This is a genomic window from Pseudomonas sp. R1-43-08 (genome assembly GCF_003852255.1).
GTDB lineage: Bacteria > Pseudomonadota > Gammaproteobacteria > Pseudomonadales > Pseudomonadaceae > Aquipseudomonas.
In genome coordinates this window covers 2,951,625-2,976,003 of the sequence record NZ_CP027734.1, presented here as the reverse complement: position 1 = coordinate 2,976,003, position 24,379 = coordinate 2,951,625, and the positions used below count along the sequence as shown (strand labels likewise).

General features: G+C 61.0%; 21 protein-coding genes, 1 tRNA gene and 2 pseudogenes. 10 read left to right on the top strand and 14 right to left on the bottom strand.

Going from position 1 to position 24,379, the window contains the following annotated elements:
- Positions 1-16: 16 nt before the first annotated feature.
- The 6 genes from glgA to C4J87_RS13545 form a co-directional block, all read right to left on the bottom strand.
- Positions 17-1,573, bottom strand: a complete 1,557-nt coding sequence (gene glgA, locus C4J87_RS13575; protein WP_124367199.1) for a glycogen synthase GlgA — start codon at positions 1,571-1,573, stop codon at positions 17-19.
- A gap of 467 nt (positions 1,574-2,040) precedes the next feature.
- Positions 2,041-2,994, bottom strand: coding sequence for a D-2-hydroxyacid dehydrogenase family protein (locus C4J87_RS13565; RefSeq protein ID WP_124367198.1), 954 nt, complete (start codon positions 2,992-2,994; stop codon positions 2,041-2,043).
- Positions 2,995-3,014: 20 nt separating this feature from the next.
- Complete coding sequence (locus C4J87_RS13560) at positions 3,015-4,016, bottom strand: alpha/beta fold hydrolase (RefSeq protein ID WP_124367197.1); 1,002 nt, start codon at positions 4,014-4,016, stop codon at positions 3,015-3,017.
- A gap of 78 nt (positions 4,017-4,094) precedes the next feature.
- Entirely contained in the window at positions 4,095-4,559 is a 465-nt protein-coding gene (locus tag C4J87_RS13555; RefSeq protein ID WP_124367196.1) for an SRPBCC family protein, read from the bottom strand.
- Positions 4,560-4,647: 88 nt separating this feature from the next.
- Positions 4,648-6,642 carry a methyl-accepting chemotaxis protein gene (locus C4J87_RS13550; RefSeq protein WP_124367195.1) on the bottom strand — a complete coding sequence of 665 codons (1,995 nt, stop codon included), beginning with the start codon at positions 6,640-6,642 and terminating at the stop codon, positions 4,648-4,650.
- 132 nt (positions 6,643-6,774) lie between these two features.
- A complete protein-coding gene (locus C4J87_RS13545) occupies positions 6,775-7,770 on the bottom strand; it encodes an aldo/keto reductase (RefSeq protein WP_124367194.1) in 996 nt (331 codons plus the stop codon).
- Between the two features lie 112 nt (positions 7,771-7,882).
- On the opposite strand from C4J87_RS13545, the gene C4J87_RS13540 reads away from it, so the two are divergent.
- The gene (locus tag C4J87_RS13540; RefSeq protein WP_124367193.1) at positions 7,883-8,794 is read left to right on the top strand and encodes a LysR family transcriptional regulator; all 912 of its coding nucleotides are present in this window, start codon (positions 7,883-7,885) and stop codon (positions 8,792-8,794) included.
- Here C4J87_RS13540 and C4J87_RS13535 read toward each other — a convergent pair.
- A complete protein-coding gene (locus tag C4J87_RS13535) occupies positions 8,791-9,693 on the bottom strand; it encodes an AraC family transcriptional regulator (RefSeq protein WP_124367192.1) in 903 nt (300 codons plus the stop codon). The two genes, C4J87_RS13540 and C4J87_RS13535, sit on opposite strands and share 4 nt — an antisense overlap.
- A 102-nt stretch (positions 9,694-9,795) precedes the next feature.
- On the opposite strand from C4J87_RS13535, the gene C4J87_RS13530 reads away from it, so the two are divergent.
- The 5 genes and pseudogenes from C4J87_RS13530 (at position 9,796) to C4J87_RS13510 (ending at position 14,210) form a co-directional block, all read left to right on the top strand.
- Positions 9,796-10,356: a carboxymuconolactone decarboxylase family protein gene (locus C4J87_RS13530; protein WP_124367191.1), complete on the top strand. Its 561-nt coding sequence runs from the start codon at positions 9,796-9,798 to the stop codon at positions 10,354-10,356.
- A 40-nt stretch (positions 10,357-10,396) separates the two neighbouring features.
- Positions 10,397-11,458 carry an acyl-CoA dehydrogenase family protein gene (locus C4J87_RS13525; protein ID WP_124367190.1) on the top strand — a complete coding sequence of 354 codons (1,062 nt, stop codon included), beginning with the start codon at positions 10,397-10,399 and terminating at the stop codon, positions 11,456-11,458.
- Positions 11,455-12,258 (top strand): ABC transporter ATP-binding protein, encoded by an 804-nt coding sequence (locus tag C4J87_RS13520; protein ID WP_124367189.1) that lies wholly within the window; start codon positions 11,455-11,457, stop codon positions 12,256-12,258. The genes C4J87_RS13525 and C4J87_RS13520 overlap by 4 nt, the downstream gene beginning before the upstream one ends.
- A complete protein-coding gene (locus C4J87_RS13515; protein WP_124367188.1) occupies positions 12,245-13,444 on the top strand; it encodes an ABC transporter substrate-binding protein in 1,200 nt (399 codons plus the stop codon). The genes C4J87_RS13520 and C4J87_RS13515 overlap by 14 nt, the downstream gene beginning before the upstream one ends.
- 32 nt (positions 13,445-13,476) lie before the next feature.
- Positions 13,477-14,210: pseudogene (locus tag C4J87_RS13510) on the top strand (ABC transporter permease).
- Between the two features lie 48 nt (positions 14,211-14,258).
- Here the strand turns inward: C4J87_RS13510 and C4J87_RS26405 are convergent.
- On the bottom strand, positions 14,259-14,393 hold the full coding sequence (locus tag C4J87_RS26405) for a hypothetical protein (protein WP_256657411.1): 135 nt from the start codon (positions 14,391-14,393) through the stop codon (positions 14,259-14,261).
- A 173-nt stretch (positions 14,394-14,566) separates the two neighbouring features.
- On the opposite strand from C4J87_RS26405, the gene C4J87_RS13505 reads away from it, so the two are divergent.
- A complete protein-coding gene (locus tag C4J87_RS13505) occupies positions 14,567-14,761 on the top strand; it encodes a hypothetical protein (protein ID WP_124363023.1) in 195 nt (64 codons plus the stop codon).
- Between the two features lie 12 nt (positions 14,762-14,773).
- Here the strand turns inward: C4J87_RS13505 and C4J87_RS13500 are convergent.
- Positions 14,774-15,153: pseudogene (locus C4J87_RS13500) on the bottom strand (fe2+ zn2+ uptake regulation protein).
- A gap of 236 nt (positions 15,154-15,389) precedes the next feature.
- Here C4J87_RS13500 and C4J87_RS13495 point away from each other — a divergent pair.
- Together C4J87_RS13495 and C4J87_RS13490 are read left to right on the top strand one after the other, a co-directional pair.
- Positions 15,390-17,669: an acylase gene (locus C4J87_RS13495; RefSeq protein ID WP_124367187.1), complete on the top strand. Its 2,280-nt coding sequence runs from the start codon at positions 15,390-15,392 to the stop codon at positions 17,667-17,669.
- 213 nt (positions 17,670-17,882) lie between these two features.
- Positions 17,883-17,956, top strand: a tRNA-Cys gene (locus C4J87_RS13490).
- Between the two features lie 282 nt (positions 17,957-18,238).
- Here C4J87_RS13490 and C4J87_RS26400 read toward each other — a convergent pair.
- Both C4J87_RS26400 and C4J87_RS26395 read right to left on the bottom strand, forming a co-directional pair.
- Positions 18,239-18,649, bottom strand: coding sequence for a hypothetical protein (locus C4J87_RS26400; protein ID WP_256679873.1), 411 nt, complete (start codon positions 18,647-18,649; stop codon positions 18,239-18,241).
- Positions 18,631-19,053, bottom strand: a complete 423-nt coding sequence (locus C4J87_RS26395) for a hypothetical protein (protein ID WP_256679872.1) — start codon at positions 19,051-19,053, stop codon at positions 18,631-18,633. Before C4J87_RS26395 ends, C4J87_RS26400 begins: the two co-directional genes overlap by 19 nt.
- Before the next feature lie 724 nt (positions 19,054-19,777).
- Between C4J87_RS26395 and C4J87_RS13480 the strand changes: the two genes are divergently transcribed.
- A complete protein-coding gene (locus tag C4J87_RS13480) occupies positions 19,778-20,899 on the top strand; it encodes an SMP-30/gluconolactonase/LRE family protein (protein WP_124367186.1) in 1,122 nt (373 codons plus the stop codon).
- A gap of 38 nt (positions 20,900-20,937) precedes the next feature.
- Here C4J87_RS13480 and C4J87_RS13475 read toward each other — a convergent pair whose 3' ends face one another.
- The 3 genes from C4J87_RS13475 to C4J87_RS13465 are packed head-to-tail and all read right to left on the bottom strand — an operon-like array spanning position 20,938 to position 24,363.
- Positions 20,938-21,876 carry a LysR family transcriptional regulator gene (locus C4J87_RS13475; protein WP_124367185.1) on the bottom strand — a complete coding sequence of 313 codons (939 nt, stop codon included), beginning with the start codon at positions 21,874-21,876 and terminating at the stop codon, positions 20,938-20,940.
- A gap of 51 nt (positions 21,877-21,927) precedes the next feature.
- On the bottom strand, positions 21,928-22,878 hold the full coding sequence (locus tag C4J87_RS13470; protein WP_124367184.1) for an aldo/keto reductase: 951 nt from the start codon (positions 22,876-22,878) through the stop codon (positions 21,928-21,930).
- A gap of 30 nt (positions 22,879-22,908) precedes the next feature.
- A complete protein-coding gene (locus C4J87_RS13465; protein WP_124367183.1) occupies positions 22,909-24,363 on the bottom strand; it encodes an efflux transporter outer membrane subunit in 1,455 nt (484 codons plus the stop codon).
- Positions 24,364-24,379: the final 16 nt, after the last annotated feature.

Sequence of the window (24,379 nt, the reverse complement as noted above, 5' to 3'; positions counted from 1 at the left end):
TGAAGACCTCTCTTGATTATTTAGTCGATTTCCCCAGTGCTTTAACCACCAGTTGTTCGTACAGCTCGGCGTAGGGTTCCACCGCCTGTGACCAGTTGAAGGGTTGGGTCATGGCGCGGCTGCGCATGGCGTTGAGCAGGCCTGGGAACGAAAACACTTTGAACGCGCGCTCCAGGGCTGCTTTGTAGCTGTCGACGGTGGATTCGTTGAACAGGAATCCGGTGACGCCGTCTTCAATGGTGTCGGCTAGGCCGCCAGTGTTGCGCGCTACCGGCAACGAGCCGAAACGCTGGGCATACATCTGGCTCAGGCCGCAGGGCTCATAGCGTGATGGCATCAGCAGGAAGTCGCTGCCGGCGAACATGCGGCGGGCGTCGGTTTCGTTGAAGCCGATGCGCACGCCAACCTGGCCTGGGAAGCGCAGCGCCAGCTCACGCATGGCCTGTTCTTCTTCCGGCTCGCCACGCCCGATGATCGCGATCTGGCCACCGTTTTCAACGATGAAGCTGGCGACCGCTTCGGTGAGGTCCAGGCCTTTCTGGTAGACCAGGCGCGACACCACGGCGAACAACGGGCCGGTGGAATCATGCAGGCCGAACAGCTCGCGCACTTGGGCGGCGTTGATGGCCTTGCCTTCCCAGTCACCAATATTGAAATTATGGGTCAGATGGGGGTCGGTCGACGTTTCCCAGCTTTCGTCAATGCCGTTGGGAATCCCGCTGAGCAGGCCTTGCTGGGTTTTACTGGCCAGGAAGCCATCGAGGCCACAGCCGAATTCCGGCGTGGTGATTTCCTCGGCATAGGTGGCGCTGACCGTGGTGATGTGGCTGGAATAAGCCATGCCGGCCTTGAGGAACGACATCTTGCCGTAGAACTCCATGCCTTCCTGTTGCAGGGCATGGGGCGGAATACCCAGTTCGGGGGTGCAGCCCAGGCTCACCACGCCCTGGTAGGCGAGGTTATGAATGGTGAACAGGGTCGGTGTGCGTGAACCACGCCAGTGCATATACGCCGGGGCTAGGCCAGCGGGCCAGTCGTGGGCGTGCACCAGGTCCGGGCACCAGTGAATCTGCGCCAGGTTGGCGGCCATGTCGGCGGCGGCCAGGCCCAGGCGGGCGAAGCGGATGTGGTTGTCCGGCCAGTCGCGGCCATTGTTGGCGCCGTAGGGCGTGCCTTCACGCTCGTACAGCTCAGGGCAGATCAGTACATAGATGACCAGGCCGTCCTTGAGGTCCATGCGCCCGATCTTGCACGGTGGCAGTGCCGCGTGGCCGCCCAGCTCACCGACGATATGGATCGGGTTGTCGCTCTCCATCACCTGCGGGTAACCGGGAATCAGCACCCGCACATCGTGCAGGTGCGCCATGGCGCGGGGCAGGGCGGCGGAGACGTCGCCCAGGCCACCGGTCTTCACCAAGTCGGCAAACTCGGAGGTAACAAACAGCACTTTCTTTCGATTCGGGTTCTTACTCACGATCGGCCGCACAGTGTTGGGCAGGTCGGCCAACGATGTAGGCCCCCCTGCCGGCTGACTAAAACGCTCTCCCTGAGTTACTACTGCGGCACTGATCATAATGCACTCCCCTTGTTTCGTTGGTCGGCTAATGGCCCGCTGCCATCAGCTCCGATTGACCGCATCCTGCGGCCAGGCGCACAAGCGCAATACAAACTGGCAAGGCGTATGCCAGTTGCACGGTTAGCTGAAATAGTTTGGATGGGCGGGCATGCGGCCTGAACCGGATATGTTCGCCTTACCTAAAACTGGACCTGCGGCAGAGTTCGAAAGTTTCGATTTTTTGCGGGGTTTTTGTTTTGGAACGGACCCATCGGTCATCAGTCTAGGACAGATTCCAGCGCCTGCAGGGTTTATTCGGGGAAATTGTAGGACAAAAACTTATAAGATTAAGCAGGCTTAAACAGTGTGGCGAGGGAGCTTGCTCCCGCTGGAGTGCGTAGCGCTCCCTTATTTTGGGGGCGCTGCGCGCCCCAGCGGGAGCAAGCTCCCTCGCCACAAGTGGGCGCCTGCACTGAAACGGTGCGTCAGCCGAGCACCCGAATGGGCACGCCGTTCGTCCAGGCCTGGATGTCTTCGATCATCTGCTGATAGAACTGCCGGTAGTTCTGTTCGCTCACATAACCGACATGGGGCGTTGCCAGCACATTCGGCAGGGAGCGGAAGGGATGTTCAAGCGGTAGTGGCTCTTGGCTATATACGTCCAGCGCCGCGCCGGCCAGTCGCCCGCTGCTCAATGCCTCAACCAGCGCCTGTTCATCCACAATCGGCCCGCGTGCCGTGTTCACCAGCCGGGCAGAGGGTTTCATCCAGCTCAACGCCTGCGCATCGACCAGGCCGCGACTACGCTCGCTGAGTACCAGGTGAATGGTCAGAATGTCAGCCTGTTCGAACAGCTCGCGCTTGCTCACCCAGGTCACGCCGGACTCAGCCGCCCGTTGCGGCGTGAGGTTTTCGCTCCAGGCAATCACGCGCATGCCGAAGACCTGGGCGAACTGCGCGACTTTTTGCCCGATGCTGCCCAATCCAAGGATGCCCAGGGTCTTGCCATACAGATCGCCGCCCAGGCCGACTTGCCAACCGCCTGCGCGCAGGGAATTGGCCTCGGCCAGCAGGTTACGTGTCGAGGCCATGATCAGCGCCCAGGTCAGCTCCGGCGCGGCCTGCTTATAGCTGTCGGTGCCGCACACCTGGATACCCAATGCCTTGGCGGCGGCGATGTCGATGGCGGCGTTGCGCATGCCACCGGTCACCAGCAATTTGAGCCTGGGCAGCCCTTGCAGTAAGGCCTGGTCGAAGAGGGAGCGCTCGCGCATCACGCAAATGGCGTCGAACGTCTGCAGACGCTCGACCATCGTGGCGGTATCGGCGGGGTAGTCATGGAGAAAATGCACCTGGCCCAAGGGATCCAGCACCGACCAATCCACCACGCTGCTGGCCACTTGCTGCCAATCATCAATGACTGCGATCTGTAGCGACATGCACGCGTGCCTCACTCAGGTTAAAGGGCCTTCAAACCCTGCAACAGCGCTTGATGAAACCGCGCCGGTTCTTCCATCTGCGGCGCATGGCCCAAGCCGTCGAACTCCACCAAGGTCGCATGGGGAATCAGCTTGGCCACCTGTTTGCCCAGCACCTGGTAGTTGCCGACCCTGGCCTTCACGTCCGGTGGCGCCAGGTCTTTGCCGATGGCGGTGGTGTCGCTGGTGCCGATCAGCAGCAGGGTGGGCGCTTGCACGTCCTTGAACTCGTAGTACACCGGCTGGGTGAAGATCATGTCGTAAATCAACGCCGAGTTCCAGGCCACCAGGGTATGCCCCGGCCCTTGATTCAGGCCGACGAGCATGTCCACCCAGCGCTCGTACTCGGGCTTCCAGCGGCCCACGTAATAGGTGTCGCGCTCGTACTTGCGCACGCCGTCTGCGTTCAGTTTCAACTCGCGCTGATACCACTGGTCAACGCTTTGGTGGGGCACGCCCAAGGCCTTCCAGTCTTCCAGGCCGATCGGGTTGACCAGTGCCAGTTGTTCGGTTTGTTCGGGGTACATCAAGGCATAGCGCGTGGCGAGCATACCGCCGGTGGAGTGGCCGAGCAGCGTGGCTTTTTGAATGCCGAGCTTTTCCAGTAACTGGTGGGTGTTGAGCGCCAGTTGCTGGAAGCTGTATTGGTAATGTTCGGGCTTGCTGGAGGTGCAAAAGCCAATCTGGTCTGGCGCGATCACCCGGTAACCCGCGTCGCTCAAGGCTTTGATCGAGTCTTCCCAGGTGGCGCCGCAGAAGTTCTTGCCGTGCATCAGCACCACGCTGCGGCCGTTGGCTTTACCTTTGGCCGGGACGTCCATATAGCCCATCTGCAGGCTTTTGCCTTGGGATTCGAAGTTGAAGCGTTCGACCGGATAGGGGTACTGGAAGCCCTGGAGTTCAGGGCCGTAGGTGGCGGCGAACACAGGCGCGGCGCTGGCGGTAAGCAGGCCGGCGACGCATAAGTCACGGATGGAAGGCATGGGCATCAACTCCGGGAAAAAGATGCTCCGAATGCTGTTTGGGGGGATTAACGGGGGATTAACACACCCGCTGCAGGGTTACTGCGTCGAGCCGCTGGCGTGTTCCAACCGATGCTTGAGCCGGTCCAGCGCGATACGCGAGAGCTCGATCATGCGCTCATGCAAGGTCATCAGTTGCAGTTCGGTCTCATAGGTCAGTACCCGCGTAAACAGCGTGCCGCCAGGCTGTGTCTGTAGGCAATAATGCAGGGAACCGTCGACCACCACTGAGGTGAACACGGTCATGAACTCAAAGGGGCAGCGCGCAATGTGTACGCGGTAGCTCAGCGGCACGCGGATACCCAGCAGGTCGATGATTTCGGTAAAACGCGCACCGGTCGGCAGGGAGCCGTGGGTGCCGGTGTCGGCGCTGAGGGAGGTGGGGTGCCATTCGTGCCAGCGGTCGGGTTGGGTCACGTAGTCGTAGACGGCCTCGACCGGGGCGTGGATGAACCGTTCCTGGCTGATTCGCTCCACGCGGATCGGATGCTCGATAGCGTGCATGACACACCTCCTGTGTGACGGGTTTTAAACCAGGAGCTGTGAGAATAGTCCGACTCCCGCGCTTTGCACGGGAGTATTCAGGCGTGGATCAACGCACTTTGAAGCGCCCCATCAAGGCAATCACCCGGCCATTTGCTTCCAGCAGGCTGTGGGTATTGGTTTCAGTGGCATGGCCGCTTTCGACCAGCTCTTCTACCATATGTCGGATCTGTACCATGCTGCGGTTGATCTCTTCGGTCACCGCGCTTTGTTGCTCGGCGGCCGTCGCGATCTGGGTGCTGAGGTTGTTGATATGGCTGACCGAACCGGCCATTTCATCGAGCCCGCTGTTCACCCGCGCGGTGGCATCCGCCGCCGACTGGCAGCTGGCCTGGGTGTTTTCCATGGCGGTGACCGATGAGCTTACGCCGGTGGTCAAGCGCGCCAGCATCTCGTTGATCTGCGAGGTGCTGGCCTGGGTGCGTGCGGCGAGTGCGCGCACTTCATCGGCCACCACGGCAAAACCGCGGCCTTGTTCGCCGGCCCGCGCCGCTTCAATTGCGGCGTTGAGCGCCAACAGGTTGGTCTGACCGGCGATGGCGCCGATCACGCCGAGGGTTTCGGTGATACGTGCGGCGTCCTGGCGCATGTTCTCAACGGTGTGGGTCGCGCTGGCGACTTCACCGATCAAGGCGCTGACACTGGTGGACGCTTCGCCCACCACCACCCGGGAACGATCGGCGTGTTCGTTGGCGCGCTGGGTGAACGCTGCGGTTTCAGCGGCGTTTTGCGCGACGGTGTCGGCGGTGGAGCTCATTTCGGTGATGGCGGTCACCGTCTGGTCGGTTTCTGAAGCGTGGCGCACCAGGATCTGGTTGGTGTGCGCCGAGGTCTGCTGCAGCTGCGCAAGGCCCGAGGCCATGGCGCCGGTGGCCTGGGTCACTTCACCGATCATGTTTTGCAGGTAGACGATAAAGTGGTTCACCGAGTGACCGATGGCGCCCAGTTCGTCTTCGGCACGGATGGTGATGCGCCGCGTGAGGTCGGCGTCGCCGGCGGACAGCGCGTCGATATTGCCCTTGAGCGCTTTCATGCGCTGTACCAGCTGGCGAATGGCATACGCCGCGAGCAGCACCAGCAGGATCACCATCGGGATTTGCAGCAACGCCAGGCTGCCGAGCACGTCATTGCGTTGGGCGGTGATCAGCGAGGTGGGCAGGGCGGTCGCCAGGAACCACGGGGTGCCCTCGATCGGACGCATGTAGAACGTGCTGGCCACGCCCTGGTTGTCGAACTCGCTGCGTTGCAAGGCCTGGTCACGATGGGCCAGGGCTTTGCTGACCTGGGCGGCAAAGGCCGAGGTGCCGGTCAGTTCGCTGATGTTCTTCAACACTACCGGGCTGCTGATGCGCGAGCTGTTGCTGATGATCTTGCCGTCGCCTTCGACGATCAGCATTTGCCCGCCGATGTCTTTTTCCTTGCTGGCCACCAGGTCATTGAAGAAGCCCAGGGTCACGTCGATGGTCGCCACGCCATAGGCGGCGCCGTCACGCTGGATCGCCATGGCGCAGTTGGTGCGCGGCTCCTGGCTGGCGTCATCCTTGTAGGCGGCGGCCCAGGCGCATTGGCCACGGGGCGAGGCGAGGCCGCCCTTGTACCAGCTCTGGTCGTAATAGTTGGGCGCGGGGTCACTGTTCCAGAAGGTGTTGACCGCCAACTTGCCCGACGCGTCACGGTGCCAGAACGTGCTGTGTTTGTTACGCCCAGGCGTGCGCTGGTTGGGCAGCGGCCAGATACCGCCGCCGAATACTTTCAGCTCGCCGTACTGATCCACCAGGCCGGGCAGGACCTTGTCGATGGCGTCGCTGTCGAGCAGCGGAATCGTTTGCGTGATGGTGCGTTGCTGGGCCTGAACCTTGTTCAGTTCGCCCTGGATCTGTTCGGCCACTTCGCCGATGCGATTGAGTACCACCTGTTCTTCGGTGTATTGCAGCTTGGGTGCGACCAACTGGCCGATACCCACGACAGTCAACACCAATAACACCAGGACGAACAGCACCAGGAACAGGGTATAGCGAGCTTGGATGGAGCGCAGTGGGGGCATGGGATCGTCCTTACGAAGCGTTATTGTCGGCGCGGCTTTGTTAGAGCTTCGTAGGGCTATCGGCTTGGACGGTAGGAGCTTTAGGTAGGTGTGTGTAAGAAAGTGCCGACGCCGTCGAGCGGCGCCGCCAGGTCAGATATTGAGCATCGCCATCACGTCCTCGGGGTAACGCATGCCGGCGGTTGCGTGCGCCGGGAAGATCGCTGCCAGCGCCGACACTTCAGTCGGCGTCAGGCTGATCGACACGGCCGCCACGTTCTCTTCCAGGTATTTGCGCTGCTTGGTGCCTGGGATCGGTACGATGTAGTCGCCCTGCGCCAATACCCAGGCCAGCGCCAGTTGGCCCGCCGTGATGCCTTTATCCGCCGCCAGCGCTTGCACCTGTTTGACCAGTTGCAGGTTTTTCGAAAAATTCTCGCCCTGGAAACGCGGGTTGAACCGCCGGTAGTCGTCAGCGCCGAAATCTTCCGGGCTTTTCAGTGCGCCAGTCAGAAAGCCCCGGCCCAACGGGCTGTAAGGCACGAAGGCGATGCCCAGCCGTTGGCAGGCGGCGAGGCAGCCGTTGTCTTCCTGCTCGCGGCTCCACAGTGAGTATTCGCTTTGCAAGGCGCTGATGGGGTGGACCTTATGCGCCCGTTCCAACGTGGCAGCAGACGCTTCGCTCAGGCCCAGGTAGCGCACCTTGCCCTGTTGCACCAGCTCGGCCATGGCGCCGACGGTTTCTTCGATGGCCACCTCGGGATCGATGCGGTGCTGGTAGTACAGGTCCAGGGTTTCAATGCCCAGGCGTTGCAGCGTGCCGTCGATGGACGTGCGAACGTACTCGGGGCGCCCATTCACACCGCGCAGCGCCGGGTTCGCCGGATCGCGCAGGATGCCGAACTTGCTGGCCAGGAACACCTGATCGCGCTTGCCGGCGATGGCCCTGCCGATCAACTGTTCGTTGGTGTGGGGGCCGTACATGTCGGCGGTATCGAGGAAGTTGACCCCCAGTTCAAGGGCGCGGTGCAGGGTGGCGATGGCTTGCGTGGTATCGAGGCCGGGGGTATAGAAGTCGCTCATGCCCATGCAGCCGAGGCCGATGGCGGAGACGTGTGGGCCGTTCTTACCGAGTTGACGAGTGCGCATGGTTCAGCTCCTTGGATGAAGGCGCCTATTGTCGCCCTCGACAAAACCTGGATAAACCGGCTAAAAGCACTATCACTATTTGGAAATTCTTAATAATCCTCAGAGGCTCACCGTGGACCGTTTCAATGCCATGCGCGTTTTCACCCGGATCGTGGAGTTGGGCGGGTTCGCCAAGGCGGCGGACAGCCTGCAACTGCCGCGCGCCTCGGTGACTGTGCTGATCAAGCAACTGGAGGCACACCTCGGTGTGCAACTGCTGCAACGCACCACGCGCCAGGTCAGCCCGACCCTCGACGGTGCGGCGTACTACGAGCGCTGCGTGCAGTTGCTCACGGACCTGGAGGAAACCGAGGCGGTGTTTTCCTCGCGCCGGCAAAACCCGCGAGGCAGGCTGAGCATCGATATGCCGTCGGGCATTGGCCGTCTGATCGTGATTCCGGCGCTGCCGACGTTCACCGCGCTTTACCCGCAGATCGAGCTGGATATCGGGCTCAATGATCGCCCGGTGGACTTGATCCGCGAAGGGGTCGATTGCGTGCTGCGCGGTGGCCTGGCGTTGGACGAATCGCTGGTGGCGCGACCACTGGCGATGATGGACCAGTTGACCCTGGCCAGCCCCGCGTACCTGCAGCGCATGGGTGTGCCCACCAGCCTGGACGACCTGGCCCGGCACCAGATGATCGAGTACGTCTCCAGCGCCAGCGGCAAGCGCTTTGGCCTGGAATTCCAGCTCGGCACCGAACTGCGCACGGTCAACTTGGCGAAGCTGGTCGCGGTGAACAGCTCCGATGGGTATTTCGCCGCCTGTGAAGCCGGCTACGGGCTGATCCAGGCGCCGCATTATCACGCCATGGAGCAACTGGCCGAGGGCACGCTGGTGGAGGTATTGCCGCAGGTGGCGGTGCCGACCATGGCGCTGACCGCGCTGTACCCACCGCATCGTCAGCTGTCCCTGCGGGTGCGCGTGTTTGTCGATTGGCTGGTGCAGCTGTGCGCCGCGCCGGGCAATGGATTGCGGCGCTAGCTTTGCGCGCGGCGGTAGGCGCCCGGTTGTTGCCCGGTGACTTTATGGAAGGCGCGGGTAAACGCCGCCACCGATTGATAGCCCACCGCCAGCGATACATCCGCCACGGTCTGGTCCGCCTTGAACAACTGGCAGGCGTGGCGCATGCGCATCATCAACAACACCTGGCCGGGTGATTGTCCGCACAGTTCATTGAAACGCTTGAAAAACGCCGAGCGTGACAGCCCGGTGCAGGCGGCCATGCTCTCCAGCGTCCAGTTTTCGGCCGGGCGTGCAATCAGCTGTTCCAACAAATTGGAAAATGCCGGGTGCCGAGCGAGTGCCGCCAGCCCGCCCAATTCGCGGTTATCCAGCACTTGTTGACGCAGCACATACAGAAACAACAGATGGCACAGCCGTTCGAGCAGGGCCGAGGAGGGCGCCGGCTGGCGCTCGCACTCTTGCAGGATCAGTTCGAACAGATTGCGCGCGGCAGTCAACGACGGGTCGCCGGCGCGCAGGATAATCCAGGCGGGCAGGTTGTCGACGATCATCGCCGACAGCCCGGACTGGAAATGAAAGAAGCCGCAGACCAGGCCCACACCGTCCGTGGCGTTGTTGTCGAGCGCCAGCATCGGGCGGCGCGGGCATTCCTGCGCGCCCGCTGCGGTGTCTGCACCGGACAGCCGATATTCCAAGTCGCGCAGCAGGAATACCGCATCGCCGTTGTTCAGGTACTGCGCCGGCTGGCCGTGGATGTGCAGCCAGCATTCGCCTTGCACAATCAGATGAAAACTCGCCCTGGCCAGGCCATGGGTACTCGCATGCCAGTCGCCACAATAGCGGCCGACATGGAACAGACTAGTGTTGAGTTCGAGGCTGTCTAATAACCAATCGACGAGTGCGCTGGACGAATTCATCTAATGAAAAGACTCTAGAGCAAGTAATCGCTACTTTAGCCTATTGAGCGGTTTTTTTATAACCAACAGACTGGAGTCATTCACCCATGAGGAGACCACTCCATGTCCCGCGTACCGCTGCTCACCCCTGAAACCGCGCCGCAAGCTGCCAGGCCCTTTCTGGAAAACGCGCTGAAAGGCTCAGGGTTCATTCCCAATCTGCTCGCCGTGCTGGCCAATGCTCCGGCCGCGTTGGAAACCTACATCACCGTTTCCGGCCTGAATGCCAAGTCGGAACTGAGCCTGGCTGACCGCGAAGTGGTGCAACTGATCGCTGCCACCCAGCATGGTTGCGATTTTTGCGTGGCCGGGCACACCGCCGTCGCGCGTAACAAAGCCAAACTGCCCGAAGACGTGATTGACGCGCTGCGCCAGCGCGGCGAATTGCCCAATGCACGCTATGAGACACTCGCCGCGTTCACCCGCGAAGTGATCGCTACCCGTGGCGATGTCAGCGATGCAGGCTATGACGCGTTCCGCGCCGCCGGCTACAGCGACGGGCATGCGCTGGAAGTGATCCTGGGCGTCAGCCTGGCCACGCTGTGCAATTTCGCTAATGTGTTTGCGCGCACGCCGCTGAACCCGGAGCTGGCGCAATACCGTTGGGAAAAACCGGCAAGCTGAACCGGCGATGGTCCACCTGTAGGAACAAGGAGAAACGTACATGCTTGACCCAATCTTGAGCCGTTGGCTCGATGTTCAAGCGCAGGCCCTGGACGTGGGCAGTTGCGATCCACAGGAAGTGCTGCCACGGCTGGCAGAGGCCAATGTGTTGCGCGTTGGCGTGCCCAAAGCCCTGGGTGGCCTGGGCGGCGACGTGGCCGGGGCCGTGGAGGCCATCGCCAATATCGCCAGCCATTCCCTGGCGGCCGCGTTCGTTTGCTGGGGCCAACGCTCGTTTATCGAATACCTGCTGCAGAGCCCCAACGCGCCGCTGCGCGAGCAACTGCTGCCGGACTTGCTCAGCGGCAAGCTGGCCGGCGCCACCGGGCTGTCGAATGCGATGAAGTTCCTGTCCGGCATCGAGACGCTGCAGATCAGCGCCGAACCCAACGATCACGGCTGGACCCTCAATGGTCGCCTGCATTGGGTGACCAACCTGCGCAAGAGCGGCTTCGTCGCCGCAGCGGCCGTTGAACACGCGGCTGGCGGCGCGCCGTTTATCCTGGCGATTCCGGATTCGGTGGCCGGCTTGCTGCGCTCTCGTGACCTGGAGTTGCTCGGGCTGCAGTCGAGCAATACCGCCGCCCTCGGCCTGGAAGGCGTGGAGCTGAGCCGCGACTGGTTATTGCATGAGGACGCGCGCCAGTTCCTGCCCGCCGTGCGCCCGGCGTTCCTGGGTTTGCAATGCGGCCTGTCGATCGGGCTGGCGCGCCGCTCCCTGGCGGAGGTGGCTCATCATTTGGGCGCTTCGCGCACCGTGCTGCGCGAAGAACTCGAAGCGCTGCGCGTGACCCTCGATCACTTGGGCAACGAACTCAAGAACGGCCTGCTGGCCGGGCGATTCGCCGCTGAACCGGTGCCGTTGTTCAAATTGCGCATCGCCCTGGCGGAAACCGCCGCCAGCGCTGTGCAGCTGGAATTGCAGGCCAGCGGCGGCAAGGCCTACCTCACCGCCCACGGCAGCGGCTTTGCCCGGCGCTGGCGGGAATCGGCGTTTGTGCCCATCGTCACGCCCAGCCTGGTGCAGCTGCGCACCGAGCTGCACCGCCAGGCCAACCTATGAGCCTCGCGGTATTGACGGCGCAGGGCGTTTGCCTGGGGTATGCCAGTGGCCCGGTGTTGGAAGGCTTCGACCTGCAGTTGCAGCCTGGCGAAGTGGTGTCGATCCTCGGCCCCAGCGGCGTGGGCAAGTCCAGTCTGTTACGTGTGCTGGCCGGTTTGCAGGCGCCCCAGGGCGGCAGCGTACGCGTGCTGGGTGAGCCTTTGAACGGCCCGCATCCTCGGGTGGCGGTGGCGTTTCAGGACCCGAGCCTGCTGCCGTGGCTGAACCTGGAAAAGAACGTCGCCTTCGGCCTGGATTTCGCCCGGCAACCGCACCTGGGCAATGAAGAGCGCCGCCAGCGTGTGGACCATGCGATCGCCGCTGTCGGCCTGGAACACGCCCGCCACCAATTTCCCGCGCAGCTGTCCGGCGGCATGGCCCAGCGCACCGCATTGGCCCGCTGCCTGGCCCGCCAGCCACAGGTGTTGCTGCTGGACGAGCCCTTCGGCGCCCTCGACGAAGTGACCCGCGCGGACATGCAGCACCTGCTGCTCAAGGTCAATCGCGAACAGGGCTCGGCAGCCGTGCTGATCACCCACGATATCGACGAAGCCTTGCTGCTGTCTGACCGCATCCTGCTGCTGGGGAACCGCCCCGCGCGCACGTTGGGCGAGTGGCAAATCGACTTGCCGCAACCGCGTGAGGACCAGGTCGAAGCCATTGGCGCATTGCGCATCGACATTCTTAAAACCCTGCGGCAGGCGAGCCGCCCTCAATCCAACCCCCTTGATCTGCTGGAGCTTAGCCATGTGTCTGGATGACCTGTCCCACTCGCGTCGCGACTTTCTCAAACTTTCGGCGGTGCTCAGCGCTGCCGGTGCCTTGCCGTTGCTGAGCAGCCTGCAGGCGCGCGCCGCCAGTGAGCCCGACGCGCCGGTGCGCATCGGCTACCTGCCGATCACCGACGCCACGCCGCTGTTGGTCGCGCACAATAATGGGCTGTTCGAAGCCGAAGGCATCAAGGCTGAACGCCCGGTGTTGCTGCGCAGCTGGGCCCAGGTGATCGAAGCGTTCATCTCGGGGCAGGTCAACGTGATTCACCTGTTGTCGCCCATGACCGTGTGGGCGCGCTATGCCAGCAAGGTGCCGGCCAAAGTGGTGGCATGGAACCACGTCGGCGGTTCGGGCCTGACCGTGGCGCCGGGGATCACCGACGTGAAGCAGCTGGGCGGCAAGTCGGTGGCGATTCCGTTCTGGTATTCGATTCATAACGTGGTGGTACAGCAGTTGTTCCGCGATAACGGGCTGACGCCGGTGGCACGCGCGGCGGGCGGTGTGATTGGCGCCAATGAAGTCAACCTGATCGTGCTGCCACCGTCGGACATGCCACCGGCATTGGCCAGCAAGCGCATCGACGGTTACATCGTCGCCGAGCCGTTTAACGCGTTGGCGGAGAACCTCAAGGTCGGCCGGGTGCAGCGCTTTACCGGCGACATATGGCGCAACCATGCCTGCTGCGTGGTGTTCATGCATGAGCATGACCTGACCAACCGCCCTGAATGGTCGCAGAAAGTGGTGAACGCCATCGTCAAGGCCCAGGTCTGGACCCGTGACCATCGCGAAGAGGCGGTGAAGCTGCTGTCCAAGGACGGCCCGAACCGCTACACGCCGCATGCCGAACCGGTATTGAGCAAGGTGCTCGCGCCTGCCGCCGCCGATCGCGCCGGGTACCTGGCCGATGGCGCGATCCAGCACGCCAACTGGGACGAGCACCGCATCGACTTCCAACCTTACCCATTCCCCAGCTACACCGAAGAACTGGTGCGCCGCCTCAAAGACACCTTGATCGAAGGCGACAAGCGATTCCTCGCCGACCTCGACCCGGCCTTCGTCGCCAAGGACCTGGTGGACGACCGCTTTGTGCGCAACGCCATCGAGGCCGTCGGCGGCATGCAGACCTTCGGCTTGCCCGACGGTTACGCGCGGCATGAGGAGATTGGCGTTTGAACAACGGAAAAACCGGCGCGTGGCCGGGCTGGTTGCTCGGGTTCGGCGGCCTGGCCGGATTGTTGGTGTTGTGGTGGCTGGGGGTGAAACTGTTTGGCGTGGCGGACGGGCTGTCGGCGCGCTTTTCCCTGGCAGCGACGTTCAGCAGCCTGTGGGAATTGCTCGGGCGCGGTGAGGTGTATGTGCACATCGCGGTGAGCCTCAAGCGCATCTTCGTCGGGCTGTTCCTGGCCTTGCTGGTGGGGGTGCCGTTGGGCTTATTGGTCGGCAGTTCGCGCAACCTGGAGGCGGCGACCACGCCGGCCTTCCAGTTTTTGCGGATGATCTCGCCCTTGTCGTGGATGCCGATCGTGGTGATGCTGATGGGGGTGGGGACCAGCCGATCTATTTCCTGCTGGCGTTCGCCGCCGTGTGGCCGATCATGCTCAACACGGCGGCGGGCGTGCGCCAGCTCGACCCGCGCTGGCTGCAATTGAGCAAGAGCTTGAGCGCGACGCGCTGGGAAACGTTGCGACGAGTGGTCATTCCGGGCGTGGTGGGGCATGTGTTGACGGGCGTGCGCCTGGCCATCGGCATTCTGTGGATTGTGCTGGTGCCGTGCGAGATGCTTGGGGTCAGTGCGGGGCTTGGGTATTACATCCTCGATACCCGTGACCGGCTGGCGTATTCGGAACTTATGGCGATGGTGTTGCTGATCGGGCTGCTGGGGTTTGCGCTGGATACGTTGGCGCGGTGGCTGCATCAGCGCTGGGTGCATGGCGGGTAGCGGTTTTTCCAGGGTGAGCGTCTCGCCGGCAGCGAGACGCTCGTTCATTCAGCGGTGCTCGTAGCCTGGGCCACCGCCGTAGCGATGGTCATGCCAGCCGCCGCCACCTCGTGGGAAAAAGAAGCAGCCGCTCAGGGTCAACATGATCAGCAAGGGAATCAGCAGGGTGATGCGACGCAGCATTTGGGCAATCCTCCAGGGGCTCACAAGGTCAATCGGGCGCGGAACGAGCCAAAGCTTTTCATCGCCTGTAACATGAGACCTTGCCGCCCTGCGTCCATCCCCGTTTTCGGGTATGTGCTTGGCATCTGCGGCGATACACACTGGATACATTCTTTAAGGTTCAGGAACTCGTCATGACCCAGAAACAACGCTTGAAATACTCGATTCTGATTGCCCTGGCCGTGCTGGCCTCGATGTTCGGCCTGTCCTACCTGCAGAACATTGGCGCCATCAGCGAAAAAACCTTCCAGTACCTGGCCATTGCGATTGCCGTGGTGGTGGTCGTGATCAACGGCATCATGCGTCGCAAGGTCAAGCCACACTTCTGATGCGCGCGTGATTCAGGCGCGTCCCTCGAGCACTTTGGCGGCCTCTTCGTGGAGGCTGTAGCTTTTGTCGGCATTGAGGGTGATCACGCCCTCGCTGCACAGGCGCTTGAGCACCTCGCGCACACTGAGAAACGACAACGGGATGCCCAGCTCCAGCAAATGGCTGTGCACGCCGCGCACGCCGAGGGTGCGCTGGTTGCCGGCAGCGGTGAGCAGGGCGTCGATGACCTTCAGCCGGATCAGGCTGGTGCGCAGACCGAAACACTTGAGCAAATGGCGAATACGCTGGTTGCCCTGCTGTTCGGGGGTTTTGCCGAACCCTGGGGGGTGTTGCCGACATTGGCCTCGGCGGTCGATGAATGTCCATCCGTGGGCACTTGCGGGTTGTACATGCAAAACTCCTTATCAGAGCCTGATCAGGAAAATGATGGTGCTCTTATTCATTAAGACGAACGAACGCGCAAAATCATGAAGTGCAGGATGTAGAAATTTTGTCGGTATCGGGTTTGTCACAGTGCGAGCGCCTGGAATAAACCGCCCACGCCATTAAATTATTTTCGGTTGGCTGCGTCCTTACGGTGGGGGAGTTGTCCCTACCGAGGGTGTTCAATTTGACTGTGGAGTCGGCGTGATTATTTTCAACGGGTTGTCCAGGGTATGCGTGGCAGGGCTGTTGCTGGGAATGAGCCTGGCGGCATCGGCGCGGGAGCCGGTGGCGCAGGCGTCCACAGAGATTCGGCGTACCACCTACGGCGTGCCGCATATCCGCGCCAATGATGAGCGCGGCCTGGGTTTCGGCATCGGCTATGCGTATGCCCAGGACAACCTGTGCCTGTTGGCCAATGAAGTGATTACGGTGAATGGCCAGCGCGCCCGGTTCTTCGGCCCCGAGCAGGCAACCCTGGAGGAACGCAACAACCTGGCCAGCGATGTGTTCTTTACCTGGCTCAACACACCGGACGCGGTGGAGGCGTTCTGGAAGGCGCAAACGCCGCAGATCCGCCAGCGTATCGAAGGCTATGTGGCCGGTTACAACCGTTATCTGAAAGAGCAGGGCGCGCCGGCGCAGTGTCAGGCGGCGTGGGTGCGTCCGCTGGTCAAGGAAGACCTGATCAAGTTGACCCGCAGGCTGCTGGTAGAAGGCGGTGTCGGCCAATTCGCCGAAGCCTTGGTGGGCGCGACGCCACCCCAGGCCACCGCCGCCGTGCAGCCCGACGCCAAGGCATTCGAAGTGGCCGCTGCCAATCAACAGCGCTTCACCCTCGACCGGGGCAGTAACGCCGTGGCGGTGGGCCGCGATCGCTCCTTCAATGGGCGTGGCATGTTGCTGGCCAACCCGCATTTCCCGTGGGTGGGCGGCATGCGTTTTTACGAGATGCACCTGACGATCCCCGGCCAACTGGATGTGATGGGCGCGGCGCTGCCTGGGTTGCCGGTGGTGAACATCGGCTTCAACCAGCACGTGGCCTGGACCCATACGGTGGACACCTCCAAGCATCTCACCCTGTATCGCCTGACGCTCGACCCCAAGGACGCCACCCGTTACCTGCTCGATGGCAAGTCCGTGCCCCTGGATAAAACCACGCTGACGCTACAGGTCAAGCAGGCCGATGGCAGCGTCAAGGACGTCACCCATACGGTCTACAGTTCACAGTTCGGCCCGGTGGTGCAGTGGCCCGGCAAGCTGGATTGGGACAACCATTACGCCTTCAGCCTGCGCGACGCCAACCTCGGCAACGACCGCGTGCTGCAGCAGTGGTACGCCATGAACCGCGCCGGCAGCCTCGCGGAGTTGCAAACTTCGGTGCACACCCTGCAAGGCATCCCCTGGGTCAACACCCTGGCCGCCGATGATCAGGGCCAGAGCCTGTACATGAACCTGTCGGTGGTGCCCAACGTCAGCGCTGCCAAACTGGCGCAATGCAGCGACCCGCGCGCCGGCCTGCAAATGATCATGCTCGACGGCAGCCGCAGCGCCTGCGCCTGGGACATTGACCCACAGGCCGCCCAGCCCGGCATCTTCGCGGCTGCCCAGTTGCCGCAACTGCAACGCACGGACTATGTGCAGCATTCCAACGACTCCGCGTGGATGGCCAACCCCAAGGCGCCGCTTACCGGCTTCTCCCCGGTAATCAGCCAGGACCACATCGGCCTCGGCCCCCGCGCCCGATTCGCCCTGCAACGCCTGCAATCCCTGGAGAAACAACCCATCACCGTCAGCACTCTGCAAAACATGGTCATGGACAACGAGGTGTACCTTGCCGGGCAAGTCATGCCCGACCTGCTGCAGTTCTGCGCCAAACAGCTTGGCAACGATGCTGCCGCGCTCCAGCCGCTGTGCACCAGCCTGAAAACCTGGGACCAACGCGCCAACCTCGACAGCGGCCTGGGCCTGGTGCACTTCATCAACCTGGTGGAACACCTGCAGCAAATACCCGATGCCTGGCGCGTCGCCTTCGACCCGGCCCACCCGCTGACCACCCCCAGCGGCCTGGCCATCGACCGCGCACCCGTGGCCAAAGCCCTGCGCGAAGCCATGCTGGCCTCTAGCACCGCTGTCGACAAACTCGGCCTGAGCCGTTGGGGTGACATCCAAGTCTCCGGCCAAACCCCCATCCACGGCGGCCCGCAAGAGCTGGGCATCTACAACGCCATGCAAACCGTGCCCCGCGCCGACGGCAAACGCGAAGTCGTCAGCGGCACCAGCTATTTGCAAATCGTCACCTTTGACGACAAAGGGCCCCAGGCGGTAGGCGTACTGGCGTTCTCCGAGTCCAGCAACCCTGAGTCAAACTATTCCAAGGACCAGACCCAATCATTCTCCGCGAAAAATCTGCGCCCACTGCCATTCACCGACGCCCAAATCAAAGCCGACCCGCACTACCAGGAGCAACGCATCCAGGAGTAGGGCAGGCACGCAACCCCTTGATGCCAATGCGAAATATTTTTGAAATCAAGGGGTTGCAGGCAAAAGCAAATGAGTACATAATGGCGCCCATCGAACGCAATGAAGCATTAAAAACTTCAATGTATTCAATGAGTTAGAGTAGGGGCGCGCTTCACAGAGCCCACTCAAGTTTGTATACGATGAGTGCCGGCAACACAGGCATTGATCGTTTGAGGCCGAGTAGCAAAATGGTTATGCAGCGGATTGCAAATCCGCCTACGCCGGTTCGATTCCGACCTCGGCCTCCACTCTTAGAAACCCCGTAGATTAACGTCTGCGGGGTTTTTTATTGGGTGGGATTTGGTTATCTATCCGCTGAAAGATAGTGCTGGGCAGGAGAAGGGCTAGCGATTGCGACGATCACCGTCACGAACTGAGTGGAGGCGGTGATCGAGAGGTCTGTGGCGAAGGTAGCTTTCGGCCAAAAGCGGCCATTAGCCGACATTCACGAAAGACGGCCTTCGACCTAGAGTGTGTAAAAACGCTCCGTCATTGATCCGTGCCGCGACACATTGGTTGCTTTGGACTGGTCAGACCGTCGAAAGAGCAATCGCTTTTTCTAAGACGGCTTGTAACATCTGCTCCGGTGATTGTTCCTTGTTGAAGAAGCTCGGGGACAATTTATCAGAGTCGTTTTCAGTCGATTGCCTGAGCAGGGCGAGCGGCCCCGATTGTCCTAACTGCTCTTGGTAAAGACTTTTTATACTGCCCCTAAAGCCATCAGGGTATGCCGCTTTCTCGACCTCTGGAAGATCATCGAAATAGTCCATGATGCCTTTGAAGATTTCACTGTTGTCACCGCCGTTCGTTATATTGGCGTACAACTTGGAAAAATATGTTTCATCCTGCTTACTAAGCTCCCCATAAGCGGCATATCGTTCTGCATCCGTATAGGTTCCTGAATCATCATAAACAATATTGCTTAGCCCGTTTCGGGCCATACCTTCAAATGGGTTTGGAAGTTTTTCTGGGGGGGCTTAGACAGCCCAACTGCGTAATCTAGTGACTGTTGACCTAACGCCAAACGGGTAGGGTCGTCTGTTTTGGGAAGTAGATCCTTATTATTAAGATTCCCACCAGCAATCCGCTGCCCGAAATTGTACATATCGCTCTGACCCTTTGCATATTGTCCTTTTAAATCCCCATTGGACATAGAGGCTTGTTTGCCATCAGCGTTACTTAATGCGTACAGTGCCCGTGCAGAATCGGAGATTGTGACGGTCTCGGTCGTCTTGAGGGTGGCATCCCCTGAAGGTAAATTTACAGGGTTGGACGAAGGAAGCTTCTCTTGTGTAGGAGCCTTTGCCTGTGTACTTGCTTGATACGATTTGATCGAAATATCCATGATAATACTCCATGCGCTGAGGAGAGCTCGAGAGCTGTCTTCAGCTAGGGTGCCTATACAAATGTCGGATTATTTTATTTCAAATTCGACAGTGTAGTTATAGGGAGGCGCCGATTGAATTGCTGTGATATTGGCGTTGCAAGTAGCGTTATCGGAACCAGCCTCTATAGCGGCAGGTAACCAGAATTCTTTAAGCCAAGGGTTGCTGTTTTTGATACATCGGATGAATAAAGATTTCACAACCTACAGGAACTAACACACATCCAGCCTGTAACTCTTCAATTTCAATAGCTTGCGCAGTGGTCCTGGTTGCCGCTACCGGGTATCACCATAGTCATAGTGCATAGGTCGAGTTACTAATTTTCGCCATTGCCCGTCGGCACCGTTATGCTCTGCTCGTTTCGGTAGAAAGATGACCGCCTGTCGATGCGCAGAGGTTGCTGGCACGATCCAGCCAATGATTTCTATGCCTTCGGTCTCCCACCAGCTGACGTGCCTAATACACTTTCCAATGTCTGATAGTGAGAAGAGGCCAGTGCCAGCGGTCGGTGATTGCGTCAGGCGTGTCCCTCCATCCGCAGCGAGGGCAGGATATATAACGCTTGCGCATTAAGCTCAAGGTAAACCCCGCCTACGCCAGCGCTCAAGCAACAACCACTTGTACGATGTCCTACCACAAGGTATTACTAAGTCTCCAACAAAAATAAAACGACGGAGACCACTCATGGACTCAACCCTGTCCGCCACGCCTGAAACCCTTACCCAAGCAAAAGGCAATACCCGCCGCAGCTTCCTGAAAACATCCCTCGCTGTTTCCGCCACGCTCGCCACCGTCGGCAGCACCACACTGACCCGGCTCTCCGAGGCCGCCGAACCCTTGAGCCAGCGTTACCCTGATCCACTGGTTCATATCCTCGACGACAGTTTTCTCGAGCTACGCGTATTCAACGCCAGCGTTGAAAAACTCGCCACCGGTATGCGCTGGGCCGAAGGGCCGGTGTGGGTCGGTGATGGCCGCTATTTGTTGGTCAGCGACATTCCCAATAATCGCATCATGCGCTGGGACGAAATCAGCGACACCTTCAGCGTTTACCGCGAACACTCGAATTTCTCCAACGGCATGTGCCGGGATCGCCAGGGGCGTCTGATCGTCTGCGAAGGTTCGACCACCACCGGCGAAGGCCGTCGCATTACGCGCACCGAATACAATGGCGCGATTACCGTGCTGGCCGACAGCTTCGACGGCAAGCGCTTCAATTCGCCCAACGACATTGTCTGCAAAAGTGACGGATCGATCTGGTTCACCGACCCGCCATTCCAGACCGGCAACAACTACGAAGGGCACAAAATCACCCCGACCCAACCCCACGCCGTGTACCGCATTGATGGCGAGAGCCAAGCAGTCACGCGGGTGATCGACGACCTCAATGGTCCCAACGGCCTGTGCTTTTCTCCCGATGAAAAGACCCTGTACGTCGTCGAAGGTCGCGCCAAGCCCAATCGCCTGATCTGGGCGATTGCCGTGAAGGATGACGGCACACTGGGCGAACGGCGCAAGCACATCGAGGGGCTGGACTATGCCGCAATCGACGGCATCAAATGCGACGAAGCCGGCAACCTGTGGTGCGGCTGGGGCGGCAATGGGGATCCCAAGGCTGACCTGGAAAAACTCGATGGCGTGCGCGTGTTCAATCCGCAGGGCAAGCCCATCGGGCATATTTCGCTGCCAGAGCGCTGCCCGAATGTGTGCTTTGGGGGGCGTGAAGGGAATCGGCTGTTCATGGCCAGTAGTCATTCGATCTACGCGCTGTTTGTGAATACGCGTGGGGCTACGTTTGTGTTGTGAAGACGACATCCCGCCGCGCATCCGAGGATGCGCGGCCTTCAGGCCCGTTCTGACGAGCGCGCAATTCTGTCATCGTTCGCCAGCAATCCCGGCATGTAGTCTTGAAGGAACGCCACCCAGGTTTTGATTTTGGCATCGACGAATTTTCGTGAAGGGTAGATCGCAAACAGGTTCAACTCTTCGAAACGATATTTCGGCAGCACCCGCACCAGGGTGCCTGCCTTGAGGCCGGCCACGGCGGACGCGATCGGCTGGATGCCAATGCCCATGCCAAGCGTGATGGCGACGGTCATGGCATCGGCGGTGTTGACGTGGAACGGCGACAGCGGCGTGGTCACGGTTTCCACGCCTTCAGGCCCTTCGAAAATCCAGTGTTCAGCCGGCATGACCGTGTTGACGATTCTCAAGCAATCACGCTCACCCAGCGAACCCGGGGTGTCGGGCATTCCGCGTTTGTTCAGGTAGTCAGGCGAAGCGCACAGGATGCTGTAGGTGGTGCCCAGCCGCTGCGCAACGAAGCCCGAATCCGGCAGGTCCCGCGCCAGCACGATCGACATGTCGTAGCCTTCCTCCAGCAGATCCGGCAGCCGATTGTTCAGCGTCAAATCAAACAGTACCGAGGGATAGGTCTCTCGGTATTTTGCGATGGCGTCGATCACGTAGTGATTGCCGACGGCCGCCATGGCGTGGATTTTCAAGCGGCCCACGGGCGTGACCTGTGCGGTGCCGGCTTCCTCGTCGGCCTCCCGCAGCTCGTCCAGAATCTTCTCGCAGCGTTGCAGGTAACGTGTGCCGGCCTCGGTCAGCGCCAGGCGCCGGGTCGTGCGGTTGATCAGGCGGGTTTGCAGGCGGGCCTCGAGGTGGGTGACCGCTTTGGAAACGTGGTTCGTGGTGGTGTCCAGCAACTGGGCCGCCGCAGTAAAACTGCCGCTTTGGGCGACCGCCAGGAAACAGCGCATGGTCTGGAAAACATCCATCATTATCACCTCAAGGGAAAAAGGAACGGCCAGCGCCGTCCCTGTCGCGTACTAGTGTTTGCGCGGGATGAAACCCGGAACCCCCGTCTCGACCACCGAGTTGAAGCGTATGCGCGTGGTGATCTCTTCGCGAATTTCCTGCATGGCCCTATGGGGCAGGGTGGTGATGTTGAAGTTTTCGCGGATATGGCTCGGTGTCGCCGAGGTGGTCAGGAACGCGGCGCCGCGCTGTACCGCCCAAGCCAGCAATACTTGGGCCGGCGTGCGATGCAAATGCCGGGCGATACTGGTAATCACCTCGTCTTCCAACACGTTCGGCTCCATGCCATGCCCGAGTGGGGCAAAGGCGAGGACGACGATTCCATGCTGTTTGCAGAATTCCAGCAGTTCCCATTCCGGCAGGTAAGGGTGGGATTCGACCTGCACCACGGCAGGCTTGATCCGCGCCTGGGCGACAAGCTCCTTCAGCGCTTGGAGCGTGATATCGGACAGGCCGATAGATCCGCAACGGCCTTCATCCACCAGTTGCTCGAGCGCCCGCCAGGTGTCGATCAGCTTCACGTCGTTGTCGTAGAGGACATGACCGAACGCATCGCGTGGGTCCTGATCGTCACCTGCCTTGAATGCGAAGGGCGTGTGGATCAGATAGCAATCGATGTAGTCCACCTGAAGCCGACGGCAACTGGCCTCGAACGCAGGCAATACGCGCTCGGGACGGTGGTTGGTGTTCCACAGCTTAGTGGTGATGAACAGGTCTTCGCGCCGCGCCTTGCCCGTGTCCATGAAGGCTTTGAAGGCAACGCCTACACGTTCTTCGTTGCGATACCGCTCGGCGCAATCAAAATGGCGGAACCCGGTTTCCAGCGCGTGGGTGACCGCCTCGGTGGTGACGCTGAGGTCTTTGAACAGGGTGCCGAAACCGACGGCGGGCATTTTGCCCGTGCCGTGATTCAGCGCAAATGTTGTAGCGCGCAGTTCATCGTGAAACGCTTCGTAGGACATGTCATTACTCCAATATCGAGGCCGCAGCCTCTACTGATAGGCACGTTGTGGGGCTTGGTGGCGAGCAATCCGTTGCTCACCGACGCCGACGGTGTTGCCGCCGAGGGCGACAAACAGCTGCACGATGTCGAGGTACTGCGCGGTCTTCGCGCGGACATGGCCCAGCAACGACTGTTGATAGGCGCGCTCGGCTTCCAATACCTGGAGGATGCTGGTTTCACCCAGGGCGTAGGCTTGCTGGTTCAGCCCCAGGCTGGTTTGCGCCGCTTGCAGGGCCTCTTCTTGGGCGCGCAACTCTTCGGCGTCATGGTTGATCGCTTGCAGCGTGTCCGCGACCTGGCCGAACGAGCTGATGACGGTCTGCTGATAGCCGGCCAGCGCCGCGTTGTAGCCTTCAATCGCTGCCTGCTGCTCGGCCTTGAGGCTGCCGCCATTGAAGATCGGCCCGGCGACGCCCGCCGCGAAACCCCAGAGCGCAGCAGCGCCATTGCCTGACGCCGCCTGGGCGAACGAGGCGGACAACGTCACCCGTGGATACAAATTGGCGGTGGCCACGCCGACAGCGGCGCTGGCAATGTGCAGCCCGGCCTCGGCCTGGCGTACGTCCGGGCGGTTGTGCGCCATTTCCGAGGGCAGGCTCACCGGCACGTTTGATGGCAAGGTGAATTCATCGAGATGGAAGTCCGGCGCGATCCAGTCAGCCGGTCCCTTGCCGGCCAGGATCGACAGCGCATGGCCGGCCGCCTGCCGTTGCTGGGCCAGCGGTGGCAGCAGGGTGCGGTCCTGGGCCAGACGCGTTTCGGCCAACGACACGTCGATTCGCGTGGCACTGCCGTTGAGACGGGCCGCGCGCACCAGTTCGAGGTTTTTGCTGTCATTGGCCAGCAGTTTTTCCACGGCCAGGATTTGCGCATTGGCCGAGGCCACCCGCAAGGCCTGACTGGCGACTTCGCCGGTCAGGGTCAGGTACGCCGCTTCGAAACGATGCCGTTGCAGCTCGGTAAACGCTTGCCGCTGTTCGACCAGCCGTTGATTGCCGCCGAACACATCCAGATCAAAACCGACCCTAGGCCCGACCGCGTAGATATTGGCGGTCGAAGGTGCCTGGGCGTTGTGCACGCGCTGGCGACCCGCCGTGGCGCCGAAGTCGGCTTGCGGGTACAGCGCACCTTGTGCCGCTGCCACGGCTTGAGACGCCTGGCGAAGGGTTGCGTCGGCAGCAACCAGTTCAAGGTTGCCATCAATGGCACGGCGCATTACCTGGTCCAGCTTGGCTGAGCGCAAGGCAGACCACCATTGCCCGCTGACTTTTTGACCGAGCGCAATGCGTTGCTGAGCGCCCAGACGTTGTTCGGCCTGCGGGTCGTAATGCTGCGAAGGGCTCGGTTCAGGTGCTTTGAAGTCAGGGCCAACGCTGCAGGCCGAGAGAAAAGCCAGTGCCGACAGTGCCGCGAGTTTCGGTTGGAACAGGTGGATGGATTTCATTGGGCACACTCCACGA

Coding starts and splice junctions, on each gene's coding strand:
- C4J87_RS13470 (WP_124367184.1), bottom strand. CDS start 22,878: ATGTCCTACGAAGCGTTTCACGATGAACTGCGCGCTACAACATTTGCG.
- glgA (WP_124367199.1), bottom strand. CDS start 1,573: ATGATCAGTGCCGCAGTAGTAACTCAGGGAGAGCGTTTTAGTCAGCCG.
- C4J87_RS13555 (WP_124367196.1), bottom strand. CDS start 4,559: ATGCACGCTATCGAGCATCCGATCCGCGTGGAGCGAATCAGCCAGGAA.
- C4J87_RS26395 (WP_256679872.1), bottom strand. CDS start 19,053: ATGGATATTTCGATCAAATCGTATCAAGCAAGTACACAGGCAAAGGCT.
- C4J87_RS26405 (WP_256657411.1), bottom strand. CDS start 14,393: ATGCTGCGTCGCATCACCCTGCTGATTCCCTTGCTGATCATGTTGACC.
- C4J87_RS13535 (WP_124367192.1), bottom strand. CDS start 9,693: ATGAATTCGTCCAGCGCACTCGTCGATTGGTTATTAGACAGCCTCGAA.
- C4J87_RS13505 (WP_124363023.1), top strand. CDS start 14,567: ATGACCCAGAAACAACGCTTGAAATACTCGATTCTGATTGCCCTGGCC.
- C4J87_RS13475 (WP_124367185.1), bottom strand. CDS start 21,876: ATGGATGTTTTCCAGACCATGCGCTGTTTCCTGGCGGTCGCCCAAAGC.
- C4J87_RS13515 (WP_124367188.1), top strand. CDS start 12,245: ATGTGTCTGGATGACCTGTCCCACTCGCGTCGCGACTTTCTCAAACTT.
- C4J87_RS13560 (WP_124367197.1), bottom strand. CDS start 4,016: ATGCCTTCCATCCGTGACTTATGCGTCGCCGGCCTGCTTACCGCCAGC.
- C4J87_RS13545 (WP_124367194.1), bottom strand. CDS start 7,770: ATGCGCACTCGTCAACTCGGTAAGAACGGCCCACACGTCTCCGCCATC.
- C4J87_RS13550 (WP_124367195.1), bottom strand. CDS start 6,642: ATGCCCCCACTGCGCTCCATCCAAGCTCGCTATACCCTGTTCCTGGTG.
- C4J87_RS26400 (WP_256679873.1), bottom strand. CDS start 18,649: ATGGCCCGAAACGGGCTAAGCAATATTGTTTATGATGATTCAGGAACC.
- C4J87_RS13530 (WP_124367191.1), top strand. CDS start 9,796: ATGTCCCGCGTACCGCTGCTCACCCCTGAAACCGCGCCGCAAGCTGCC.
- C4J87_RS13565 (WP_124367198.1), bottom strand. CDS start 2,994: ATGTCGCTACAGATCGCAGTCATTGATGATTGGCAGCAAGTGGCCAGC.
- C4J87_RS13480 (WP_124367186.1), top strand. CDS start 19,778: ATGGACTCAACCCTGTCCGCCACGCCTGAAACCCTTACCCAAGCAAAA.
- C4J87_RS13525 (WP_124367190.1), top strand. CDS start 10,397: ATGCTTGACCCAATCTTGAGCCGTTGGCTCGATGTTCAAGCGCAGGCC.
- C4J87_RS13520 (WP_124367189.1), top strand. CDS start 11,455: ATGAGCCTCGCGGTATTGACGGCGCAGGGCGTTTGCCTGGGGTATGCC.
- C4J87_RS13465 (WP_124367183.1), bottom strand. CDS start 24,363: ATGAAATCCATCCACCTGTTCCAACCGAAACTCGCGGCACTGTCGGCA.